We start from the raw sequence: 22133 nt of genomic DNA on the forward strand, positions 1-22133 counted from the left end.
AGTTAACTCAGAATGTCCACCCCTTCGAAGATCATCTATACCTTCACCGACGAAGCCCCAGCCCTTGCGACCTATTCGCTTCTGCCTATTGTAGAAGCCTTCGCAGCCTCTGCTGAGATTGCCGTCGAAACGCGCGACATCTCTCTTGCAGGGCGCATCCTTGCAAGCTTTGCCGACCAGTTGGATACCGACAAGCAAGTCGACGACGACCTCGCCAAGCTGGCCGTACTGGCCACCTCGCCAGACGCCAACATCATCAAACTGCCAAACATCAGCGCTTCGGTGCCGCAGCTCAAAGGCGCAATCGCCGAGCTGCAGGCCCAGGGCTACAACATCCCGGACTTCCCTGAAGACCCGCAAACTGATGCCGAGAAAGACGCCAGCGCCCGCTACAGCAAGGTGCTTGGCAGTGCGGTAAATCCAGTGCTGCGCGAAGGCAACTCCGACCGCCGCGCACCTGCAGCAGTTAAGGCTTTCGTACGCAAGCACCCGCACTCCATGGGCAAGTGGAGCATGGCCTCGCAATCCCATGCCGATTACATGCGCGGCGGCGATTTCTTCTCCAGCGAGCAGTCGATCACCATGGCCAAGGCCGGTGATGTACGCATCGAGTTTGTCGGCAAGAATGGTCAGGTCGTGGTCAAGAAGCAGCTCGCCCTGCAGGAAGGCGAAGTCTTCGACAGCATGTTCATGAGCTGCCGCAAGCTGCGCGAGTTCTTCGAGAAGACCCTGCAGGACTGCAAGGAAACCGGCGTGATGTGGTCCCTGCACGTCAAGGCGACCATGATGAAGGTCTCCCACCCGATCGTCTTCGGCCACGCCGTCAGCGTCTACTACAAAGATGTATTCGACAAATACGGCGAGCTGTTCAAAGAACTGGGCGTCAACCCGAACAACGGCATCAGCAGCGTCTACGACAAAATCAAATCCCTGCCCGCCTCGCGTCAGGAAGAAATACTCGATGACATCCATGCCTGCTACAGCCATCGCCCAGAAATGGCCATGGTCGACTCGGTCAAGGGCGTCACCAACCTGCACATCCCTAGCGATGTAATCGTCGATGCCTCGATGCCAGCGATGATTCGCAGCTCCGGTCAGATGTGGGGCAAGGATGGCAAGCTCAAAGACACCAAAGCGGTGATGCCGGAAAGCACCTACGCCCGCATCTACCAGGAAATGATCAACTTCTGCAAAACCAATGGCGCGTTCGACCCGACCACCATGGGCAGCGTACCGAACGTCGGCCTAATGGCGCAGAAGGCCGAAGAATACGGCTCCCACGACAAGACCTTCGAATTGACCGAGAGCGGCATCATGCGCGTTGTCGCAGCCGACGGCACTGTGCTGATGCAGCATGAAGTCGAAGCCGGCGACATCTGGCGCGCCTGCCAAACCAAAGATGCGCCGATCCGCGACTGGGTCAAGTTGGCCGTCACCCGCGCTCGCCAGTCCAACACCCCGGCAATCTTCTGGCTCGACCCGGAGCGCGCCCACGACCGTGAACTGCAGAAAAAGGTCGAAGCCTACCTGCAGGAACATGACCTGACCGGTCTGGACATCCGCGTTATGGACTACAACCAGGCCATCCGCGTGAGCATGGAGCGCTTGATTCGTGGCCAGGACACCATTTCGGTGACCGGTAACGTACTGCGTGACTACCTGACCGACCTGTTCCCGATCATGGAGCTGGGCACTTCGGCCAAGATGCTTTCCATCGTTCCGCTGATGGCGGGCGGCGGCATGTATGAGACCGGTGCTGGCGGCTCCGCGCCCAAGCATGTGCAGCAACTGATTGAAGAAAACCACCTGCGCTGGGACTCGCTGGGCGAATTCCTGGCTCTGGCGGTTTCCCTGGAAGAAACCGGGATCAAGACCAACAACCTGAAAGCCAAGCTCCTGGGCACCACCCTCGACGCGGCCACCGGCAAGCTGCTGGACAACAACAAGTCGCCATCGCGCAAGACCGGCGAACTGGACAACCGTGGTAGCCATTTCTACCTGGCGCTGTACTGGGCTCAGGAACTGGCCGCACAAAACGATGACGCCGAATTGAAAGCGCAGTTCGCGCCACTGGCAAAAACCCTTAGCGAGAACGAAGCAACCATCGTTGCCGAGCTCAGCGCCGTACAGGGCAAGCCCGTGGACATCGGTGGCTACTACCGCTCCAACCCGAAGCTGACCAGCCAGGTCATGCGTCCAAGCACGACCTTCAATGCTGCGCTCGCTGCACTGAACTAAGGCGTAACGCCCTGCGCCCTCGGGCGCAGCAACACCGCAAACCCCGGCCTCCGCGCCGGGGTTTGTGCATTGAGGGCCGAGAGAATCAGGATAAGATCGCCTTTTCTCATAACAGGTAGCACGTTCATGCAGTGGCAGCCGCACATCACCGTGGCCACGGTCATCGAAGACCAGGGCCGTTTTCTGTTAGTCGAAGAAATGGCCGAAGGCCGCGCCGTGTTCAACCAGCCGGCTGGGCACCTAGAAGCAAACGAAAGCCTGATACAGGCCGCGCTGCGCGAAACCCTCGAAGAAACTGGCTGGGATGTCGAGCTGACTGGCGTTACCGGCATTTACCTGTATACCGCACCAAGTAACGGCATCACCTACCAACGCGTGTGTTTTGCCGCCAAGCCGCTGCAACAGAGGCCCAATCACCCGCTGGATGACGGCATCATCGGCCCACGCTGGCTGACCCGAGACGAGCTGGCAGCGCAACCCGAACGCTGGCGCAGTGAGCTAGTGCTGCGCTGTATCGATGATTACCTGAGCGGCCAGTGCTTTTCACTCAGCCTGATTCGCGATTAACGGCCCCGCGCCTCAGCCTGCTAGAATCGCCCTCTTTTTAGACCCGTGCCCAGTATTCCCATGCCAGATCCAACTACTCAGCGCGTAATCGTCGGCATGTCCGGCGGCGTCGACTCCTCCGTTTCCGCTCTGCTGCTGCTTGAACAGGGCTATCAGGTCGAAGGCCTGTTTATGAAGAACTGGGACGAGGACGACGGCACCGAATACTGCACCGCCATGGATGACCTGGCCGATGCCCAGGCCGTGTGCGACAAGCTCGGCATCACACTGCACACCGCCAATTTCGCCGCGGAGTATTGGGACAACGTGTTCGAGCATTTCCTCGCCGAATACAAGGCCGGGCGCACGCCCAACCCGGACATCCTGTGCAACCGCGAAATCAAGTTCAAGGCCTTCCTCGACTACGCCCTGGCGCTCGGCGCCGACCTGATCGCCACCGGCCACTATGTGCGCCGGCGCGATCGCGACGGCCGCACCGAACTGCTCAAAGGCCTGGATCCGAACAAGGATCAAAGCTACTTCCTGCATGCCGTGGGTGGCGAGCAGATCGCCAAGACCCTGTTTCCGGTGGGCGAACTGGAAAAGCCGGCGGTGCGCGCCATCGCCGAAAAACATGAGCTGGCCACGGCGAAGAAGAAAGACTCGACCGGCATCTGCTTTATCGGCGAGCGGCGCTTCAGCGACTTTCTCAAGCAGTATCTGCCGGCCCAACCCGGCGATATCGAAACCACTGAAGGCGAGGTCATCGGTCGCCACCATGGCTTGATGTACCACACCATCGGCCAGCGCCAGGGCCTGGGCATCGGCGGCTTGAAAGACGCCAGCGAGGAGCCCTGGTACGTGCTGCAGAAAGACCTGCAACGCAATGTGCTGGTGGTCGGTCAGGGCAACGATCACCCCTGGCTGTTTGCCAGCGCCCTGCTCGCCTCGGAGATCTATTGGGTCAACCCGATCGAGCTAAACCAGCCGCGCCAGCTGACGGCCAAGGTGCGCTATCGCCAAGGCGATCAAGCCTGCACCCTGGAAAAAACCGCCAGCGGTTATCGCGCCAGTTTTGCCATGCCGCAACGCGCGGTCACCCCCGGCCAGTCAGTGGTGTTCTATGACGGCGAAGTCTGCCTCGGCGGCGGCGTGATCGAAATAGCAGAACCCTGGAGCAGCAAGGATAAGCATCAATGAGTCCAACGCAGGAACAACTGGTTGCCCTGGGCGCGGTTTTCGAAGCAGCAGTGCTGGTCGATAAACTGGCCAAGACCGGACAGGTTGGCGAGCCAGGACTGGCCTGCATGCTCGGCAGCCTGCTGGAGCGCGATCCCAAGAGCACCCTGGACGTGTATGGCGGTGACGACCTCAACCTGCGCGAGGGCTATCGCGCCCTGATCAGTGCCCTGGAGCGCGACCCGGCCAGCCTGCAGCGCGAACCGCTGCGCTACGCCCTGGCCCTGCTCGGACTGGAAAGGCAACTGGCCAAGCGCGACGACATGCTGCAGGTCATGGGCAGCCGCCTGGATCAGATCCAGAACCAGGTCGGTCATTTCGGCCTGGTGCATGACAACGTCATTGCCGCCTGCGGCAGTCTCTACGAGGACACCATCAGCACCTTCCGTCAGCGTATCCAGGTGCAGGGCGACATGCGCCACCTGCAGCAACCGAGCAACGCTTCGAAGATTCGCGCCCTGTTGCTCGCCGGCATCCGCTCGGCACGGCTGTGGCGTCAGCTCGGCGGCCACCGCTGGCAACTGGTGTTCAGCCGCAGCAAGCTGCTCAAGGAACTTTACCCGCTGTTGCGCGGTTAACCATGAATACCCGCATGGTCAAACCCATGCAGGGTGCCGCGCTGCTGGCGCTTTCGGCGCTGCTGTTCTCGCTGATGGGTGTCGGCGTGCGCGAAGTCTCCGCCAGCGTCAATAACGAGTCGGTGGTGTTCTTTCGCAACCTGGTCGGCGTGCTGTTCTTTCTGCCGCTGATCCTGCTCAGGGGCGTGGCGCCGCTCAAAACCACGCGCCTCAAAGGGCATCTCTGGCGCACCGGTTATGGCCTGGCGGCGATGTACTGTTTCTTCTACGCGCTGGCCCACCTGCCCCTGGCCGACGCCATGCTGTTCACCTACTCGGCCCCGCTGTTCACGCCACTGATCGCCTGGTGGTGGCTGAAGGAGCCGCTGAGCAAACGCATCCTGCTGACAACCGGCATCGGCTTGCTCGGCGTGCTGCTGGTGGCTAAACCCTCGAGCGCCTTGCTCAGTGGCAATACCCTGATCGGCATGGCGGCCAGTGTTCTGGCGGCATTTGCCTTTGTCTCCATCCGCGAGATGAGCGATACCGAGCCAGCTTATCGCATCGTGTTCTATTTTTCGTTGTTCAGCGCGCTGGCCTCCGCAATCCCGCTGACCTGGACTTGGCAGCCCTTGAGCAATCACGAACTGAGCCTGCTGCTGGCAATCGGCCTGCTCGCCACCGTCAGCCAAATCATCATGTCCAAGGCCTACGGCATGGCGCCGCCCGGCCTGATCGGGCCCTTTGCCTACCTGGCCATCGTCTTTGCCGGCGTGATCGCCTGGTTGCGCTGGGGCGAAATCCCGGATACGACCTCGCTGATCGGTGCCGGCCTGATTTTTGCCTCCAGCCTGCTGTCGATTGCCCGACGCAGCCGCTGAACGGCTAGCGAGCAAACGCGGCCAGCGCAGCGATTTAATGTATGATATGCGCCCTTTTCGTCAGCCGATTGTCCGAGAACGCACTCTTATGCAGCTTTCCTCGCTCACCGCGGTTTCCCCCGTTGATGGCCGCTATGCCGGCAGAACCAGCGCCCTGCGCCCCATTTTCAGCGAATACGGCCTGATCCGCTTTCGCGTCCTGGTTGAAGTGCGTTGGTTGCAACGCCTGGCCGCCCACGAAGGCATCGGCGAAGTCCCCGCCTTCTCGGCCGAAGCCCAGGCGGTACTCAACCAGTTGGCGGACAACTTCGCCATCGAGCACGCCGAGCGCGTCAAACAGATCGAGCGCACCACCAACCACGACGTCAAGGCCGTGGAGTACCTGCTCAAGGAACAGGCCGCCAAGCTGCCGGAGCTGGAGAAGGTCAGTGAGTTTATCCACTTCGCCTGCACCAGCGAGGACATCAACAACCTGTCCCACGCCCTGATGCTGCGTGAAGGCCGCGACACCGTACTGTTGCCGCTGATGCGCCAGACTGCCGAAGCCATCCGTGAACTGGCGGTGAAATTCGCCGACGTGCCGATGCTCTCGCGCACCCACGGCCAGCCAGCCTCGCCGACCACCCTGGGCAAGGAACTGGCCAACGTGGTCTATCGCCTCGAGCGGCAGATCACCCAGGTCGCGGCCGTACCGCTGCTGGGCAAGATCAACGGCGCGGTGGGCAACTACAACGCGCACCTGTCGGCCTACCCGCAGGTCGACTGGGAAGCCAACGCCCGCGCCTTTATCGAAGACGACCTGGGCCTGCAGTTCAACCCCTACACCACCCAGATCGAACCGCACGACTACATCGCCGAGCTGTTCGACGCCATCGCCCGCTTCAACACCATCCTGATCGACTTCGATCGCGATATCTGGGGCTATATCTCCCTGGGCTACTTCAAGCAGCGCACCATCGCCGGCGAAATCGGCTCCTCGACCATGCCGCACAAGGTCAACCCGATCGACTTCGAGAACTCCGAAGGCAATCTGGGCATCGCCAACGCGCTGTTCCAGCACCTGGCCAGCAAGCTGCCGATCTCGCGCTGGCAGCGTGACCTGACCGACTCCACCGTGCTGCGCAACCTGGGTGTCGGCTTCGCCCATAGCGTTATCGCTTATGAAGCAAGCCTCAAGGGAATCAGCAAGTTGGAGCTGAATGCTCAACGTATTGCTGATGATCTGGACGCCTGTTGGGAAGTGCTGGCCGAGCCGATCCAGACCGTCATGCGCCGCTACGCCATTGAAAACCCCTATGAGAAGCTCAAAGAGCTGACGCGCGGCAAGGGCATCAGCGCAGACGCGCTGCAGACCTTCATCGACGGCCTCGATATGCCGGCCGCGGCCAAAGCCGAACTGAAGTTGCTGACCCCAGCCAACTACATCGGCAATGCAGTCGCCCAGGCCAAGCGCATTTAACCGCTCGAGTCCTTTGCACGCCCGGCAGTGCCGGGCGTTTTTATTTTTGGGCTTTTATTTATTTCAAGGGCTTAGCAATGAATCCTGATACTCCGCTGCAGCTGTTGGGCGGCCTGACGGCCCGTGAGTTCCTGCGCGACTACTGGCAGAAGAAACCCCTGCTGGTGCGTCAGGCCATGCCCGGCTTCGAGAGCTCGATCTCGCCGGACGAACTGGCCGGTCTGGCCCTGGAAGAGGAAATCGAGTCGCGCCTGGTCATCGAACACGGTGAGCGGCCCTGGGAGTTGCGCCGCGGCCCGTTCGCCGAAGACGCCTTCGCCCAACTGCCGGAACGCGACTGGACCCTGCTGGTGCAAGCCGTCGACCAGTTCGTCCCGGAAGTGGCCGAACTGCTCGAGGAGTTCAAGTTTTTGCCCAAGTGGCGCATCGACGACGTGATGATCAGCTTTGCCGCACCTGGCGGCGGCGTCGGCCCGCACTTCGACAACTACGATGTGTTCCTGCTGCAGGGCTACGGCAAGCGCCGCTGGCAGGTCGGCCAGATGTGCAACTCCGACAGCCCGCTGCTGCCACACGCGGATCTGAAGATCCTTGCCGAATTCGCTAAAACTGAAGAATGGGTACTGGAACCCGGCGACATGCTCTACCTGCCGCCGCTCCTGGCCCACTGTGGTACCGCTGAGGATGATTGTATGACCTATTCCGTAGGCTTCCGCGCGCCTAGCGCCGCCGAAGTACTGACCCATTTCACCGACTTTCTCGGCCAGTTCCTGCCGGATGAAGACCGCTACGGCGACGCCGATGCGCAGCCGACCAGCGATCCGCACCAGATCCAGCGTGACGCCCTGGATCGCCTGAAAGCCCTGCTCAATGAACACATGAGCGATGAGCGCCTGCTGATGACCTGGTTCGGCCAGTTCATGACCGAACCGCGCTACCCCGAACTGATCGCCGGCATCGAGATCGACGAGCCGGCCTTCCTCGGCAGCCTGCAAGACGGTGCCGTGCTGATCCGCAACCCCAGCGCCCGCCTGGCCTGGTCCGAAGTGGGCGAAGACCTGGCGCTGTTCGCCAGTGGCCAGAGCCGCCTGTTGTCTGCCAGCCAGCGCGACCTGCTCAAGCTGATCTGCTCGGCCGACGCGCTGCATATCGACAACCTTGCACCATGGCTGGCCGATGACGAGGGGCGTAATCTGCTTCTGGAGCTGACCAAACAGGGTAGCCTGGAGTTTGCCGATGAATAGCATTCACGTACGCCTGGCCGACTGGCAAAAGGACAATGCCGAGCTGCGGCGCATTCGCGAAACGGTGTTCATTGCCGAGCAAGCGGTGCCGCCGGAACTGGAGTGGGATGCCGAGGATGCCGAGGCCCTGCACTTTCTCGCCTGCGAGGGCGATTACCCGATCGGTACCGCGCGCCTGCTGCCAGACGGGCATATCGGCCGGGTTTCGGTGCTCAAGGACTGGCGTGGCCTGAACGTCGGCGATGCGTTGCTGCGCGCGGTGATCGCGGAAGCGGAAAAGCTTGGCCTGCAGCAACAAATGCTCAGCGCCCAGGTGCAGGCCACGCCTTTCTATGAAAGGCTTGGCTTTGCCATCGTCAGCGGCGAATACCTCGACGCAGGTATTCCCCATGTGGATATGGTGCGCCACAGCCAATAACCGCGAGCAATAGCCGCGAGGTCAGGATGAACCAGAACGCCCCGTCAGACGCAACCGAGAGCCACGAGCCAGCAGAGCTTCCCGCCATCGAGTTTCAGTCGCCGGGGCGTTTTGCCGTGCGCAATCCAGAACCGATCCCGAGCGAAACCCCACAGGCAGAACCGGCGCCGTTCATCCTCGGCGAGCACCTGGTGCTGGAGCGCTTCGAGCAGCCGGAGCTGGCCCGTGCCCACGCACTGGCCATGCTCCAGCAAGCCCAGCGCAGCTTGTGCATCTATAGCGCCGACCTCGACCCCTGGCTGTATCACCACAGCAGCATCCAGCAGGCCTGCACCCGTTTCCTCCTGGCCAGCACGAACAACCGCCTGCGCATCCTGGTCAAAGACATCAGCCGCGCGGTTAAACAGGGCCACCGCTTGCTTGGCTTGTCGCGCCGACTCTCGAGCAACCTGCATATTCGCCAGCTGCACCCGGACTACCCCGGTGAGGAAGTGGCTTTTTTACTGGCCGATGACCGCGGCTTGCTGCTGCGCCCCGAACCCGAGCAATTCGCCGGTTATGCGCTGTACCAGGATCCCGCCCGGGTACGCTTGCGCCAGGCTCAATTCGATCAGGCCTGGCAGACCAGCATCACCTCCCCCGATCTAAGGAGTTTCCTGCTATGAGTGTGCGCACCCTGCTCGCGGCCCTGCTGCTTGGCATTGCCCTGCCCCTCAGTGCGGCCACCGAGGTCATCGCGCTGAATTACCGCAGCGCCGACGATGTGCTGCCGCTGGTGCAGTCGCTGCTGGGCAACGACGGCCGTGCCAACAGCTACGGCAACCAGCTGATCGTCAACGCCGCGCCGGCCAAGATCGCGGAAATTCGCCAATTGCTCGAGCAACTGGACACCCGCCCACGGCGCTTGCTGATCAGCGTCGATAGTTCGGAATCCAGCTACCAGAGCGACCGCGGCTATCGCGCCGACGGCACTATAAGCGCCGGCGATGCCCAGGTGCAGATTGGTCGGGGCGAAAGCAACGGTCGCGATCAGGTACGCATCATCAGCCGCACTACCGATAGCCGTGGCGGCGGCACCCAACACGTGCAGGCCACCGAGGGCTACCCGGCGCTGATCCAGGTCGGCCAGAGCGTGCCCCTGCGCTCGACCCAGCGCGACGCCTACGGCCAGGTGTACAACAGCAGCGAATACCGCGACGTCACCCGTGGTTTCTACGTGACCGCCAGCCTCACGGGCGAAATCGTACATATCGATATCAGCAGCAATCGCGACCGCCTGAGCCCATCGCAGCCCGGGGTAATCGACATCCAGAGCACTGATACCCGGGTCAGCGGCCGGCTTGGCGAATGGATCAGCATCGGCGGCGTCAACCAGCAGAGCCAGGCCGAGCAAGGCGACGTCCTGCGCCAGCGCTCGACCCAGGGACGTGAGGACATGAGCTTGCGGGTCAAGGTCGAGGTCGTCGAGTAAAGCCTGCGCAGCTGCGAAAAGCCGTAAAAATGCTCCCTGCATCGACCTCACAGGGGTTGCGCCAGGCGAGACATGCGGCATGTTTAGCGCACCAAATGACCTGGTCTTTTTGCCTTGCGTGGCTGATCGCGAACCCACAGCGACAGCCTCGCAACGGAGGCTGAGACTTCCGCAATCACTGACCCGCCGGTCATCCTAATACTTATGTAGTAGTCATAAAAAAGCACTACAAAACGTTTGACGAACACTATTAGCAGAGGCATCATGGCCTCGCTCCCGCTAATCAGGGGCCCTGGAAAGGGTCTCCGGGTCGTGTTCCAGCTTACCGCCAGAGCCGATTCGTGTTGTAAAGCCCACAAGGCAGTTCGACGAGATTGCGACTGGAACGAAGTTGTCCTGAGGGACGGGGAAGCGCTTCAACGTAGCAGCCAGCAGACAGTTACAGCCTACTGAGTCGTCCAACGGCATCTTTGATCCGGTAAACGCCAAATGACCCGATCATTTGCAGCAGCTGTAGCCAGCGCACTGTTCGTTTCGTCCCCCCTCCTCGCGGCTGCAACTGCGCCCTGGTCACTCTCTCTCGTACTGTTGTGAGCCCCCGCAACCATGACCCTCACAGGTTTTGAGTGGGAAAGTCGGTGCTCAACCAAACACATACATTGAAGGATTGACCATGTCCGCTTATCAAAACGATATCAAGGCAGTAGCCGCTCTCAAAGAGACCAACGGCAACAGCTGGAGCGCTATCAACCCGGAGTCCGTGGCCCGCATGCGCACCCAGAACCGCTTCAAGACCGGTCTGGAAATCGCCCAATACACCGCCGACATCATGCGCAAGGACATGGCCGAGTACGACGCCGACTCTTCCGTCTACACCCAGTCCCTGGGCTGCTGGCATGGGTTCATCGGTCAGCAGAAGATGATCTCCATCAAGAAGCACCTGAAGACCACCGACAAGCGCTACCTCTACCTGTCCGGCTGGATGGTCGCGGCCCTGCGTTCCGAGTTCGGCCCGCTGCCGGACCAGTCGATGCACGAGAAGACCGCAGTCTCCGACCTGATCGAAGAGCTGTACACCTTCCTGCGCCAGGCCGACTCGCGCGAACTGGACCTGCTGTTCACCGCCCTGGACGCTGCCCGCGCCGCCGGCGACAGCGCCAAGGCTGCTGACATCCAGAACCAGATCGACACCTACGAAACCCACATCGTACCGATCATCGCCGACATCGACGCCGGCTTCGGTAACCCGGAAGCCACCTACCTGCTGGCCAAGCGCATGATCGAAGCGGGCGCCTGCTGCATCCAGATCGAGAACCAGGTTTCCGACGAGAAGCAGTGCGGCCACCAGGACGGTAAGGTTACCGTTCCGCACGCCGATTTTCTCGCCAAGATCGCTGCCGTTCGTTACGCCTTCCTCGAGCTGGGAATCGACAACGGCGTGATCGTTGCCCGTACCGACTCCCTGGGTGCCGGCCTGACCAAGCAGATCGCCGTGACCAACGAGCCAGGCGACCTGGGCGACCAGTACAACGCCTTCCTCGACTGCGACGAAGTCTCCACTGCCGACCTGAAGAACGGCGACGTGGTACTCAACCGCGAAGGCAAGCTGCTGCGTCCCAAGCGCCTGCCAAGCAACCTGTTCCAGTTCCGCAAGGGCACCGGCGAAGCGCGCTGCGTACTGGACAGCATCACCTCGCTGCAGAACGGTGCCGACCTGTTGTGGATCGAAACCGAGAAGCCGCACGTCGGTCAGATCGCCGAAATGGTTAACGAGATCCGCAAAGTGATCCCGAACGCCAAGCTGGTTTACAACAACAGCCCGTCCTTCAACTGGACCCTGAACTTCCGCCAGCAGATGTTCGACATCATGGCCGGCGAAGGCAAAGACGTTTCCGCCTACGACCGCGCCAAGCTGATGAGCGTCGACTACGACGAAACCGAGCTGGCTCTGCGTGCCGACGAAATGATCCGCACCTTCCAGCGTGACGGTTCGGCTCAAGCCGGTATCTTCCATCACCTGATCACCCTGCCGACCTACCACACCGCCGCGCTGTCCACCGACAACCTGGCCAAGGGTTACTTTGCAGAAGAAGGCATGCTGGCCTACGTCAAAGGTGTTCAGCGTCAGGAACTGCGTCAGGGCATCGCCTGCGTCAAGCACCAGAACATGGCTGGCTCCGACATCGGCGACAACCATAAAGAGTACTTCGCTGGCGAAGCGGCTCTGAAAGCAAGCGGCAAAGACAACACCATGAACCAGTTCGGCTAAGCGCCACTGCTTCACCCGGTCAGGACCTCGCGTCCCGACCGAACCCGCGACAAGAAAGCCCCGGCCTTAACAAGCCGGGGCTTTTTCATTGGTGCCGATTCAGCTATTACCTGGCCGCTGTGCTCTCGTAGCCCGAATAAGCGCCAGCGCAATCCGGGAGCGCCCCCGGATTGCACCGCGTCCCGCGGCTTATCCGGGCTACCCAATAGCGGATCGCCAGCAAGTGGCCCAACTTATCAAACAACCCGCTTCTCATTGATTTTATGGATTATCACGCGTCATGTAGGAGCGAATTTATTCGCGAAGCTTTTGTTCATTCGAGAGTTTTCGCGGATAAATCCGCTCCTACAGGGGTCCCTACAAGCCGATAGGCGCAATTGCCTTCAGCTTGCTGTGCGACAGCGCTCTGTCGAAGACGGCGAGAGAACTCCTACGAAAATTCGTGCACAGGGCCGCTCCCGAACGGCATTGCCCGCCATGCGCTATGCCGGCCGGCTGGCGCTATGCTGAAAGTGTCATCGCACGCTGCGGGAGAGCCATCATGCACGGTTATCAGGTGACCTTCTTTACCCAACAGAATCGCCGCCATAAGGGCAAGATGCTCGCGGACTGGCTGGTCGCCCTGGCCAAGGAGATGCATCTGCGCGGCGCCACCCTGGTGTCCGGGATCGAGGGCTTCGGCCATACGGGCAAGCTTCATTCCTACCATTTCTTCGAACTTGCCGATCAGCCGATGGAAGTCTCCCTGGTGCTCAGTGAAGAGGAATGCAGCCAGCTATTCGAGCGCGTGCAGCAGGAAGATCTCGCCCTGTTCTACGTGAAGACAGCTGTCGAATTCGGCACCCTCGGCAAGCAGGCCGGGGCCGATACAGCCCGCTGAAACCGCCAATCGGGCAAAGCCGGCGCGCGGCCCCGGGCACCAGCTTGGAAACCGACCAAGGTCATGGATCGAGTTTTTTTCAGCAAAAAGCCACTGACTCGCCAAACCCCGCCTAGTATTGAGTAAACCGCTGTGACTGAGTCACAGGGAGTGATGCGTCAGCAACACCCATCCTTGTCGAGGAGTACGGCATGTCTGATGTGGTAGCGAGCCTGGCCCATAACTGGGGGTTTGCGGTTTTTCTATTGGGCGTAGCCGGGTTGTGCGCCTTCATGCTTGGGGTTTCCAGTCTGCTCGGCAGCAAGGCCTGGGGGCATAGCAAGAACCAGCCATTCGAGTCCGGCATCGTTTCTACCGGCGGCGCGCGCCTGCGCTTTTCCGCCAAGTTCTATCTGGTTGCGATGCTGTTCGTGATCTTCGATGTAGAAGCCCTGTTTCTCTTTGCCTGGGCCATTTCGCTGCGCGAAAGCGGCTGGCCCGGATTTATCGAGGCCTTGGTGTTCATCGTGATCCTGCTGATCGGGCTGTTTTACCTGGTGCGCATCGGTGCGCTCGACTGGGCTCCGCAAGCGCGGCGTAAACGCCTCGCCAACCAGCACAAACCTTGAGGTACGGGGATGCAGTACACACTCACACGAATCGATCCCGACGCGGCCAATGCCCAGTACCCGATTGGCGAGCGGGAGACCGTCGCTGACCCGCTCGCCGGTCAGGTGCACCGCAACATCTATATGGGCAAGTTGCACGAGGTGCTCAACGACTCGGTCAACTGGGGCCGCAAGAACTCGCTGTGGCCCTACAACTTCGGCCTGTCCTGCTGCTACGTGGAGATGACCACGGCCTTCACCGCCCCGCATGACATCGCCCGCTTCGGCGCCGAAGTGATCCGCGCCTCGCCGCGCCAGGCGGACTTCATGGTCATTGCCGGCACCTGCTTCATCAAGATGGCGCCGATCATCCAGCGCCTCTACGAGCAGATGCTCGAGCCAAAATGGGTGATATCCATGGGCTCCTGCGCCAACTCCGGCGGCATGTACGACATCTATTCGGTGGTCCAGGGGGTCGACAAGTTTCTCCCGGTGGATGTCTATGTGCCCGGCTGCCCGCCACGGCCCGAGGCGTTTCTGCAAGGTCTGATGCTGTTGCAGGAGTCCATTGGCCAGGAGCGCCGGCCGCTATCCTGGGTGGTCGGCGACCAGGGCATCTACCGCGCCGACATGCCCTCGCAACGCGAGCAACGACGCGCCGAACGCATTCAAGTGACCCACCTGCGCAGCCCTGACGAGGTCTGAATCGAGTTTTACGCTAGCAGGCCGTTGAAAAACGTAGGCGAGGCAGGCAAGACAAGGCAAAAACGGCCGCAACGTAGCGCAGCGGAGTAACAGCCGAAGGCTGGCCCGCAGGGCGAGCGAAGCGAGTCAAAAGCGGAGTTTACATGCTGTAAATGAGCATTTTGAGGCCGTTTTTAACGCGGTATTGCCAACGTAGGTAGTTTTTCAACAGCCTGCTAACGGACAGCGAGCGAACCATGACTGCATCAAGCGCCCAGCACACAGCCTCGCAACCGCTTGCCACGCCTGACGTGGTCGTCGAGTTGCAGGCGCGTTTCGGCGCCGGCAACCTGACCGTGCAAGACACCCGCACCGGTATGCCGGTGCTCTGGGTCGAGCGCGACCTGCTGCTGGAGGTGCTGAACTACCTGCGTCAGTTGCCCAAGCCCTACGTCATGCTCTACGACCTCAGCGCCATGGACGAGCGCCTGCGCACCCAGCGCCGCGGGCTGCCGACTGCGGACTTCAGCGTGTTCTATCACCTGCTGTCGATCGAGCGCAACAGCGACATCATGCTCAAGGTCGCCCTGCAGGAAAGCGACCTCAGCCTGCCTAGCGCCACGCGCATCTGGGCCAACGCCAACTGGTACGAGCGGGAAGTCTGGGACCTGTTCGGCATCCGCTTCGACGGCCACCCGCACCTGACCCGGATCATGATGCCGCCAACCTGGGAGGGGCATCCCCTGCGCAAGGACTATCCGGCGCGCGCCACCGAGTTCGACCCCTACAGCCTGTCCGCCGCCAAGCAGGACCTGGAGCAGGAAGCCCTGCGCTTCAAGCCGGAAGACTGGGGCATGCAACGCCACAGCGAGTACGAGGACTTCATGTTCCTCAACCTCGGCCCCAACCACCCCTCCGCCCACGGCGCCTTTCGCATCATCCTGCAACTGGACGGCGAGGAAATCGTCGATTGCGTGCCGGAGATCGGCTACCACCACCGCGGCGCCGAGAAGATGGCCGAGCGCCAGAGCTGGCACAGCTTCATTCCCTACACCGACCGAATCGACTACCTCGGCGGGGTGATGAACAACCTGCCCTATGTGCTGGCGGTGGAGAAGCTCGCTGGGATCAAGGTGCCGGACCGGGTCGACTTCATCCGCGTGATGCTCGCCGAGTTCTTCCGCATCAGCAGCCACCTGCTGTTCCTCGGCACCTATATCCAGGACGTCGGCGCCATGACCCCGGTGTTCTTCACCTTCACCGATCGCCAGCGCGCCTACCGGGTGATCGAGGCCATCACCGGCTTTCGCATGCACCCGGCCTGGTACCGCATCGGCGGCGTCGCCCATGACCTACCGCGCGGCTGGGACACGCTGGTGCAGGAGTTCGTCACCTGGCTGCCCAAACGCCTCGACGAGTACGAAAAAGCCGCCCTGCAGAACAGTATCTTGCGCGGTCGCACCATCGGCGTGGCCGCCTACAACAGCGCTCAGGCGCTGGAATGGGGCGTCACCGGTTCGGGCCTGCGCGCCACCGGGCTGGACTTCGATCTGCGCAAGGCGCGGCCCTACTCCGGCTACCATCACTTCGAATTCGAAATCCCCCTGACGGTCAATGGCGATGCCTACGACCGCTGCACCATCCGCGTCGAGGAGATGCGCCAGAGCCTGCGGATCATCGAGCAGTGCCTGCGCAACATGCCGGCCGGGGCGTACAAGGCCGATCACCCGCTGACCACGCCGCCGCCGAAGGAGCGCACCCTGCAGCACATCGAAACCCTGATCACCCACTTTCTCCAGGTGTCCTGGGGCCCGGTAATGCCGGCCAATGAATCCCTGCAGATGATCGAGGCGACCAAGGGCATCAACAGCTACTACCTGACCAGCGACGGCGGCACCATGAGTTACCGCACGCGCATCCGCACCCCGAGCTTCCCGCACCTGCAGCAGATCCCCGTGGTGATCAAAGGCAGCATGGTCGCCGACCTGATCGCCTACCTGGGCAGTATCGATTTCGTCATGGCCGACGTGGACCGCTGATATGACCGACTCGCTGATCCAAACCGACCGTTTTGCCCTGAGCGCCAGCGAACGCCTGGCCATCGAGCACGAACTCGCGCATTACGAGGACCCGCGCGCGGCCTCCATCGAGGCGTTGAAGATCGTGCAGAAGGCCCGCGGCTGGGTGCCGGACGGCGCTATCCCGGCCATAGGCGAGCTGCTCGGCATCCCGGCCAGCGACGTGGAAGGCGTGGCCACCTTCTACAGTCTGATTTTCCGCCAGCCGGTGGGCCGCCACATCATCCTGCTGTGCGACAGCATGGTCTGCTATCTCCAGGGCCATGAGGCGATCCAGGTCGCGCTGCAGCAACGGCTTGGCATCGGCCTGGGCGAAACCAGCAGCGACGGCCGCTTCACCCTGCTGCCGGTGTGCTGCCTGGGCAACTGCGACAAGGCGCCGACCCTGATGATCGACGACGACACCTACAGCCACCTGGATGCCGCCAGCCTCGCCGAACTGCTGGAGCGCTACCCATGAGTTGCGTCTCCTTGAGTACCGCCAACCACAGCCCGCGCAGCGCCGAAAGCCAGCCGCTGACCTGGCGCCTGCGCGACGACGGCGAACCGGTCTGGTTCGACGAATACGTTCGCCAGGACGGTTATGCCGCCGCGCGCAAGGCCCTCGCCCAGTTCAGCCCGGAGCAGATCACCCAGCAGGTCAAGGACAGCGGCCTCAAGGGCCGTGGCGGCGCCGGCTTCCCCACCGGGGTGAAGTGGGGGCTGATGCCCCAGGACGAAACCCAGAACAAACGCTACCTGCTGTGCAACGCCGACGAGATGGAGCCCAACACCTACAAGGACCGCCTGCTGATGGAGCAGCTGCCGCACCTGCTGATCGAGGGCATGCTGATCAGCGCCTACGCGCTCAAGGCCTATCGCGGCTATATCTTCCTGCGCGGCGAATACATCGACTGCGCGCGGCACCTCAAGCGAGCCATCGCCGAGGCCGAGGCGGCCGGCCTGCTCGGCCACAATATCCTCGGCAGCGGCTTCGACCTCGAGCTGCTGGTGCACAGCGGCGCCGGTCGCTACATCTGCGGCGAAGAAACCGCACTGATCAACTCGCTGGAGGGGCGCCGGGCCAACCCGCGGGCCAAGCCGCCCTTCCCCGCCGTCGTCGGCGTATGGGGCAAGCCGACCTGCGTCAACAACGTCGAGACCCTGTGCAACGTGCCGGCGATCATCGGCAACGGCGTCGACTGGTACAAGGCCCTGGCCCGCCCCGGCAGCGAAGACATGGGCAGCAAACTGCTGGGTTTCTCCGGCAAGGTCAAGCACCCCGGGCTGTGGGAGTTACCGTTCGGCATCCCGGCCCGCGAGCTGTTCGAGGACTACGCCGGCGGCATGCGCGACGGCTATCGGCTGAAAGCCTGGCAGCCGGGCGGCGCCGGCACCGGTTTCCTGCTGCCCGAGCACCTCGACGCCCCCCTGTGCAGCACCGGCATCGCCAAAGTCGGCACGCGCCTGGGCACCGGCCTGGCCATGGCAGTGGACGACGGCGTCGACATGGTCGGCCTGCTACGCAATATGGAGATGTTCTTCGCCCGCGAGTCCTGCGGTTTCTGCACCCCCTGCCGCGATGGCCTGCCCTGGAGCGTCAAGCTGCTCGACGCGCTGCAACGTGGCCAGGGCCAACCCGGCGATATCGACATCCTCGAGCAACTGTGCAGCTTCCTCGGCCCGGGCAAGACCTTCTGTGCCCATGCCCCCGGCGCCGTCGAACCGCTGGCCAGCGCGCTCAAGTATTTCCGCAACGAATTCGAAGCGGGGATCACGGGAAAATCCGCCGCCCCGCCAACGCAGACGCCCCTGGTGAGTCAGGCCAGTGGGGCATGAATGATGACCTTAGCCCGCCCGCATCCATGGGCATACGAAGACTGAAGACATGGCCACTATTCACGTAGACGGCAAGGCGTTCGAAGTCGATGGCGCAGATAACCTGCTCAAGGCCTGCCTGTCGCTGGGCCTGGATATTCCCTACTTCTGCTGGCACCCGGCGCTCGGCAGCGTGGGCGCCTGCCGGCAATGCGCGGTCAAGCAGTTCAGCGACGAGAACGACACGCGTGGGCGCCTGGTGATGTCCTGCATGACCCCGGCCAGCAACAACAGCTGGATTTCCATCGACGACGAGGAAGCCCGGCAGTTCCGCGCCAGCGTGGTCGAGTGGCTGATGACCAACCACCCGCATGACTGTCCGGTGTGCGAGGAAGGCGGCCACTGCCACCTGCAGGACATGACGGTAATGAGCGGGCACAACCGCCGGCGTTACCGCTTCAGCAAACGCACCCACCAGAACCAGGATCTGGGCCCCTTCATCGGCCACGAGATGAACCGCTGCATCGCCTGCTACCGCTGCGTGCGCTACTACCAGGACTACGCCGGCGGCAGCGACCTGGGCGTGTATGGCGCCCATGAAAACCTGTACTTCGGCCGCGTACAGGACGGTGTGCTGGAAAGCGAATTCTCCGGCAACCTCACCGAGGTCTGCCCGACCGGGGTGTTCACCGACAAGACCCACTCGGCGCGCTACAACCGCAAGTGGGACATGCAGTTCGCCCCGAGCATCTGCCACGGCTGTTCGCTCGGCTGCAACATCAGCCCCGGCGAGCGCTACGGCGAGATCCGGCGCATCGAGAACCGCTTCAACGGCGCGGTGAACCAGTATTTCCTCTGCGATCGCGGGCGCTTCGGCTATGGCCACGTCAATCGCGCAGACCGCCCGCGCCAGCCGATGATGATGCTGAGCAAGATGAAGATGGGCCTCGACTCGGCCCTCGACCAGGCGGCGGCGTTACTCAGACCGCGCAAGGTGATCGGCATCGGCTCGCCCCGCGCCAGTCTGGAGAGCAACTTCGCCCTGCGCGAGCTGGTCGGCGACGACAACTACTATTGCGGCATCGCCGCCGCAGAGCTGGAAAACCTGGTACTGATCCGCGATCTGCTGCTGAACGGGCCGCTGCCGGTAGCGACCCTGCGCGAGGTGGAAAGCCACGATGCGCTGTTCATCCTCGGCGAAGACCTGACCCAGACCGCCGCCCGCCTGGCGCTGGCCCTGCGCCAGGCGGTGAAAGGCAAGGCGACCGCCATGGCCGCCGCGCTGAACATCGCGCCATGGCACAACGCCGCCGTGCACAACGTTGGCCAGCATGCGTTGAACCCACTGTTTATCGCCAGCGCCACAGCCACCCGCCTGGATGACATCGCCGCCGAGTGCGTGCATGCCGCCCCGGTCGACCTGGCGCGCCTGGGCTGCGCCGTGGCCCACGCCATCGACCCGAACGCGCCAGCGGTGCACGGCATGCCAGGCGACGCCGCCGAACTGGCGCAGCGCATCGCCGCGACCCTGCTCGAAGCCGAACGCCCGCTGCTGGTCTGCGGTACCTCCCTGAGCTGTACGGCGCTGATCGAGGCGGCCGCGAATATCGCCAGCGCCTTGCACAACCGTGGGAAAAACGCCTCCATCAGCCCGGTAGTGGCGGAAGCCAACAGCATGGGCCTGGCACTGCTACTCGACGAACGGTTCGGCGAACAGTCGCTGGACGCCGCCTTGCAGGCCCTGAGCAGCGCTCAGGCCGATGCCGTGGTGGTGCTGGAAAACGACCTCTACCGCCGTGCCGACAGCGCCACAGTCGATGCCGCGCTGCAGGCCGCCAAGCTGGTGATAGTCGTCGACCATCAACACACGACCACCAGCGCCAAAGCGCACCTGCTGCTGCCCGCGGCCAGCTTTACCGAAGCCGACGGCACCCTGGTCAGCCAGGAAGGCCGCGCCCAGCGCTTTTTCCAGGTCTTCGACCCTGCCTACTACGACGCCGACAACCTGGTGCGCGAGAGCTGGCGCTGGCTGCATGCGCTGCACAGCACCCTGCTCGGCAAGCCGGTCGACTGGACCCAACTGGATGAAGTCACCGCCGCCTGCGCGGCCAGCAACCCTCTATTGGCTCGAATCGGCGAAGCCGCGCCGAATGCCGCGTTCCGCATCAAGGGCCTCAAGCTGGCGCGCGAACCCCTGCGCTACAGCGGCCGCACCGCCATGCGCGCCAATATCAGCGTGCATGAGCCACGCCAGCCGCAGGATCAGGACTCGGCCCTGGCCTTCTCTATGGAAGGTTATTCCGGCAGCCAGGAACGGCGCCAGCAGATTCCCTTCGCCTGGGCGCCGGGCTGGAACTCGCCGCAGGCGTGGAACAAGTTCCAGGATGAAGTCGGCGGCCATCTGCGCGCCGGCGATCCGGGTGTGCGCCTGATCGAAGCCAAAGGCACGGCCTTGCCCTGGTTCGGCGTGCCCGCCGCATTCGAGCCGGCGCCGGGCACCTGGCAGGCCGTGCCCATGCATCACCTGTTCGGCAGCGAAGAAACTTCCGCCCGCGCCGCGCCGCTGCAGCAGCGTATCCCGCCGCCCTATGTGGCGATGGGCGGAGTCGATGCCGAGCGCCTCGGGCTTGGCGAGGGTGCGCCAGTGGCGCTGACCATCGACGGTCAGGTGTTGCGTTTGCCGTTGCGCGTGTGTGACGAACTGGCCAGCGGCCTGATCGGCCTGCCGGTCGGCTTGCCCGGGATCCCGGCGGTTATCGCCGGCGCCATGGTCACCGTGCTGCAGAAGGTGGCGCCATGAGCTGGTTGACCCCCGACCTGCAGGCGATCCTGCTCGCGGTACTCAAGGCCGTGGTGATTCTGCTCAGCGTGGTGATTCTCGGCGCCCTGCTCAGCTGGGTCGAACGCCGCCTGCTCGGTCTCTGGCAGGATCGCTACGGGCCCAACCGGGTTGGCCCCTTCGGCATGTTCCAGATCGCTGCCGACATGCTCAAGATGTTCTTCAAGGAAGACTGGACGCCCCCGTTCGCCGACCGCTTGATCTTCACCCTGGCGCCGGTTATGGCCATGAGCGCGCTGCTGATCGCCTTCGTGGTGGTGCCGATCACCCCGACCTGGGGCGTGGCCGACCTCAATATCGGCCTGCTGTTCTTCTTCGCCATGGCCGGGCTGTCGGTGTATGCGGTGCTGTTCGCCGGTTGGGCCAGCAACAACAAGTTCGCCCTGCTCGGCAGCCTGCGCGCCTCGGCGCAGACGCTGTCCTACGAAGTGTTCATGGGTCTGGCCTTGATGGGCGTGGTGGCCCAGGCTGGTTCGTTCAACCTGCGCGACATCGTCGACTACCAGCACCAGCACCTGTGGTTCATCATTCCGCAATTTCTCGGTTTCTGTACCTTCTTCATCGCCGGTGTGGCGGTCACCCACCGCCACCCGTTCGACCAGCCGGAAGCCGAACAGGAACTGGCCGACGGCTACCACATCGAATACGCCGGGATGAAATGGGGCATGTTCTTCGTCGGCGAATACATCGGCATCGTGCTGATCTCGGCGCTGCTGGTGACCCTGTTCTTCGGCGGCTGGCACGGCCCGCTACTGCCACCGTTCCTCTGGTTCGCCCTGAAAACCGGTTTCTTCATCATGGTCTTCATCCTGCTGCGCGCCTCCATCCCGCGGCCGCGCTACGACCAGGTGATGACTTTCAGCTGGGTCTTCTGCCTGCCGCTGACCCTGCTCAACCTGCTAGTGACCGGCGCCCTGGTGCTGGCCGCCGCCGACTAGGGAGAACC

General features: G+C 62.6%; 19 protein-coding genes. All 19 read left to right on the forward strand.

Annotated elements, in window-relative coordinates; genetic code table 11:
• The first annotated feature begins 12 nt into the window (after positions 1-12).
• The 19 genes from Q8O69_RS08915 to nuoH all read left to right on the forward strand — a co-directional run bounded on the left by Q8O69_RS08915 (position 13) and on the right by nuoH (position 22125).
• Positions 13-2238, forward strand: a complete 2226-nt coding sequence (locus tag Q8O69_RS08915; RefSeq protein WP_305591366.1) for an NADP-dependent isocitrate dehydrogenase — start codon at positions 13-15, stop codon at positions 2236-2238.
• Between the two features lie 126 nt (positions 2239-2364).
• On the forward strand, positions 2365-2805 hold the full coding sequence (locus Q8O69_RS08920) for an NUDIX hydrolase (RefSeq protein WP_305591368.1): 441 nt from the start codon (positions 2365-2367) through the stop codon (positions 2803-2805).
• 60 nt (positions 2806-2865) lie between these two features.
• Positions 2866-3984 (forward strand): tRNA 2-thiouridine(34) synthase MnmA, encoded by a 1119-nt coding sequence (gene mnmA, locus Q8O69_RS08925; protein WP_305591370.1) that lies wholly within the window; start codon positions 2866-2868, stop codon positions 3982-3984.
• The gene (hflD, locus tag Q8O69_RS08930; RefSeq protein WP_305591372.1) at positions 3981-4601 is read left to right on the forward strand and encodes a high frequency lysogenization protein HflD; all 621 of its coding nucleotides are present in this window, start codon (positions 3981-3983) and stop codon (positions 4599-4601) included. Before mnmA ends, hflD begins: the two co-directional genes overlap by 4 nt.
• A gap of 2 nt (positions 4602-4603) precedes the next feature.
• Positions 4604-5461, forward strand: coding sequence for a DMT family transporter (locus tag Q8O69_RS08935; RefSeq protein ID WP_305591374.1), 858 nt, complete (start codon positions 4604-4606; stop codon positions 5459-5461).
• An 88-nt stretch (positions 5462-5549) separates the two neighbouring features.
• Positions 5550-6920: an adenylosuccinate lyase gene (gene purB / locus Q8O69_RS08940; RefSeq protein WP_305591376.1), complete on the forward strand. Its 1371-nt coding sequence runs from the start codon at positions 5550-5552 to the stop codon at positions 6918-6920.
• Between the two features lie 77 nt (positions 6921-6997).
• On the forward strand, positions 6998-8164 hold the full coding sequence (locus Q8O69_RS08945) for a cupin domain-containing protein (RefSeq protein WP_305591378.1): 1167 nt from the start codon (positions 6998-7000) through the stop codon (positions 8162-8164).
• The gene (locus Q8O69_RS08950; RefSeq protein WP_305591380.1) at positions 8157-8582 is read left to right on the forward strand and encodes a GNAT family N-acetyltransferase; all 426 of its coding nucleotides are present in this window, start codon (positions 8157-8159) and stop codon (positions 8580-8582) included. Before Q8O69_RS08945 ends, Q8O69_RS08950 begins: the two co-directional genes overlap by 8 nt.
• Before the next feature lie 26 nt (positions 8583-8608).
• Positions 8609-9247, forward strand: a complete 639-nt coding sequence (locus Q8O69_RS08955; protein WP_305591382.1) for a histone acetyltransferase HPA2 — start codon at positions 8609-8611, stop codon at positions 9245-9247.
• Complete coding sequence (locus tag Q8O69_RS08960; protein ID WP_305591384.1) at positions 9244-10053, forward strand: secretin N-terminal domain-containing protein; 810 nt, start codon at positions 9244-9246, stop codon at positions 10051-10053. The genes Q8O69_RS08955 and Q8O69_RS08960 overlap by 4 nt, the downstream gene beginning before the upstream one ends.
• 673 nt (positions 10054-10726) lie before the next feature.
• A complete protein-coding gene (locus Q8O69_RS08965; protein WP_305591386.1) occupies positions 10727-12322 on the forward strand; it encodes an isocitrate lyase in 1596 nt (531 codons plus the stop codon).
• Between the two features lie 541 nt (positions 12323-12863).
• Positions 12864-13202 (forward strand): DUF190 domain-containing protein, encoded by a 339-nt coding sequence (locus Q8O69_RS08970; protein ID WP_305591388.1) that lies wholly within the window; start codon positions 12864-12866, stop codon positions 13200-13202.
• Positions 13203-13393: 191 nt separating this feature from the next.
• Entirely contained in the window at positions 13394-13810 is a 417-nt protein-coding gene (locus tag Q8O69_RS08975; RefSeq protein WP_305591390.1) for an NADH-quinone oxidoreductase subunit A, read from the forward strand.
• Between the two features lie 9 nt (positions 13811-13819).
• Positions 13820-14494, forward strand: a complete 675-nt coding sequence (locus Q8O69_RS08980) for an NADH-quinone oxidoreductase subunit B (protein ID WP_238041395.1) — start codon at positions 13820-13822, stop codon at positions 14492-14494.
• A gap of 236 nt (positions 14495-14730) precedes the next feature.
• Positions 14731-16512: an NADH-quinone oxidoreductase subunit C/D gene (nuoC, locus tag Q8O69_RS08985; protein ID WP_305591393.1), complete on the forward strand. Its 1782-nt coding sequence runs from the start codon at positions 14731-14733 to the stop codon at positions 16510-16512.
• 1 nt (position 16513) lies between these two features.
• On the forward strand, positions 16514-17011 hold the full coding sequence (gene nuoE, locus Q8O69_RS08990; RefSeq protein WP_305591395.1) for an NADH-quinone oxidoreductase subunit NuoE: 498 nt from the start codon (positions 16514-16516) through the stop codon (positions 17009-17011).
• Positions 17008-18369: an NADH-quinone oxidoreductase subunit NuoF gene (gene nuoF / locus Q8O69_RS08995; RefSeq protein ID WP_305591397.1), complete on the forward strand. Its 1362-nt coding sequence runs from the start codon at positions 17008-17010 to the stop codon at positions 18367-18369. The genes nuoE and nuoF overlap by 4 nt, the downstream gene beginning before the upstream one ends.
• A 49-nt stretch (positions 18370-18418) precedes the next feature.
• Positions 18419-21148, forward strand: a complete 2730-nt coding sequence (gene nuoG / locus Q8O69_RS09000) for an NADH-quinone oxidoreductase subunit NuoG (RefSeq protein ID WP_305591399.1) — start codon at positions 18419-18421, stop codon at positions 21146-21148.
• Entirely contained in the window at positions 21145-22125 is a 981-nt protein-coding gene (gene nuoH, locus Q8O69_RS09005; protein WP_305591401.1) for an NADH-quinone oxidoreductase subunit NuoH, read from the forward strand. The genes nuoG and nuoH overlap by 4 nt, the downstream gene beginning before the upstream one ends.
• Positions 22126-22133: the final 8 nt, after the last annotated feature.

This window comes from Pseudomonas sp. (assembly GCF_030690725.1).
Taxonomy (GTDB): domain Bacteria; phylum Pseudomonadota; class Gammaproteobacteria; order Pseudomonadales; family Pseudomonadaceae; genus Aquipseudomonas.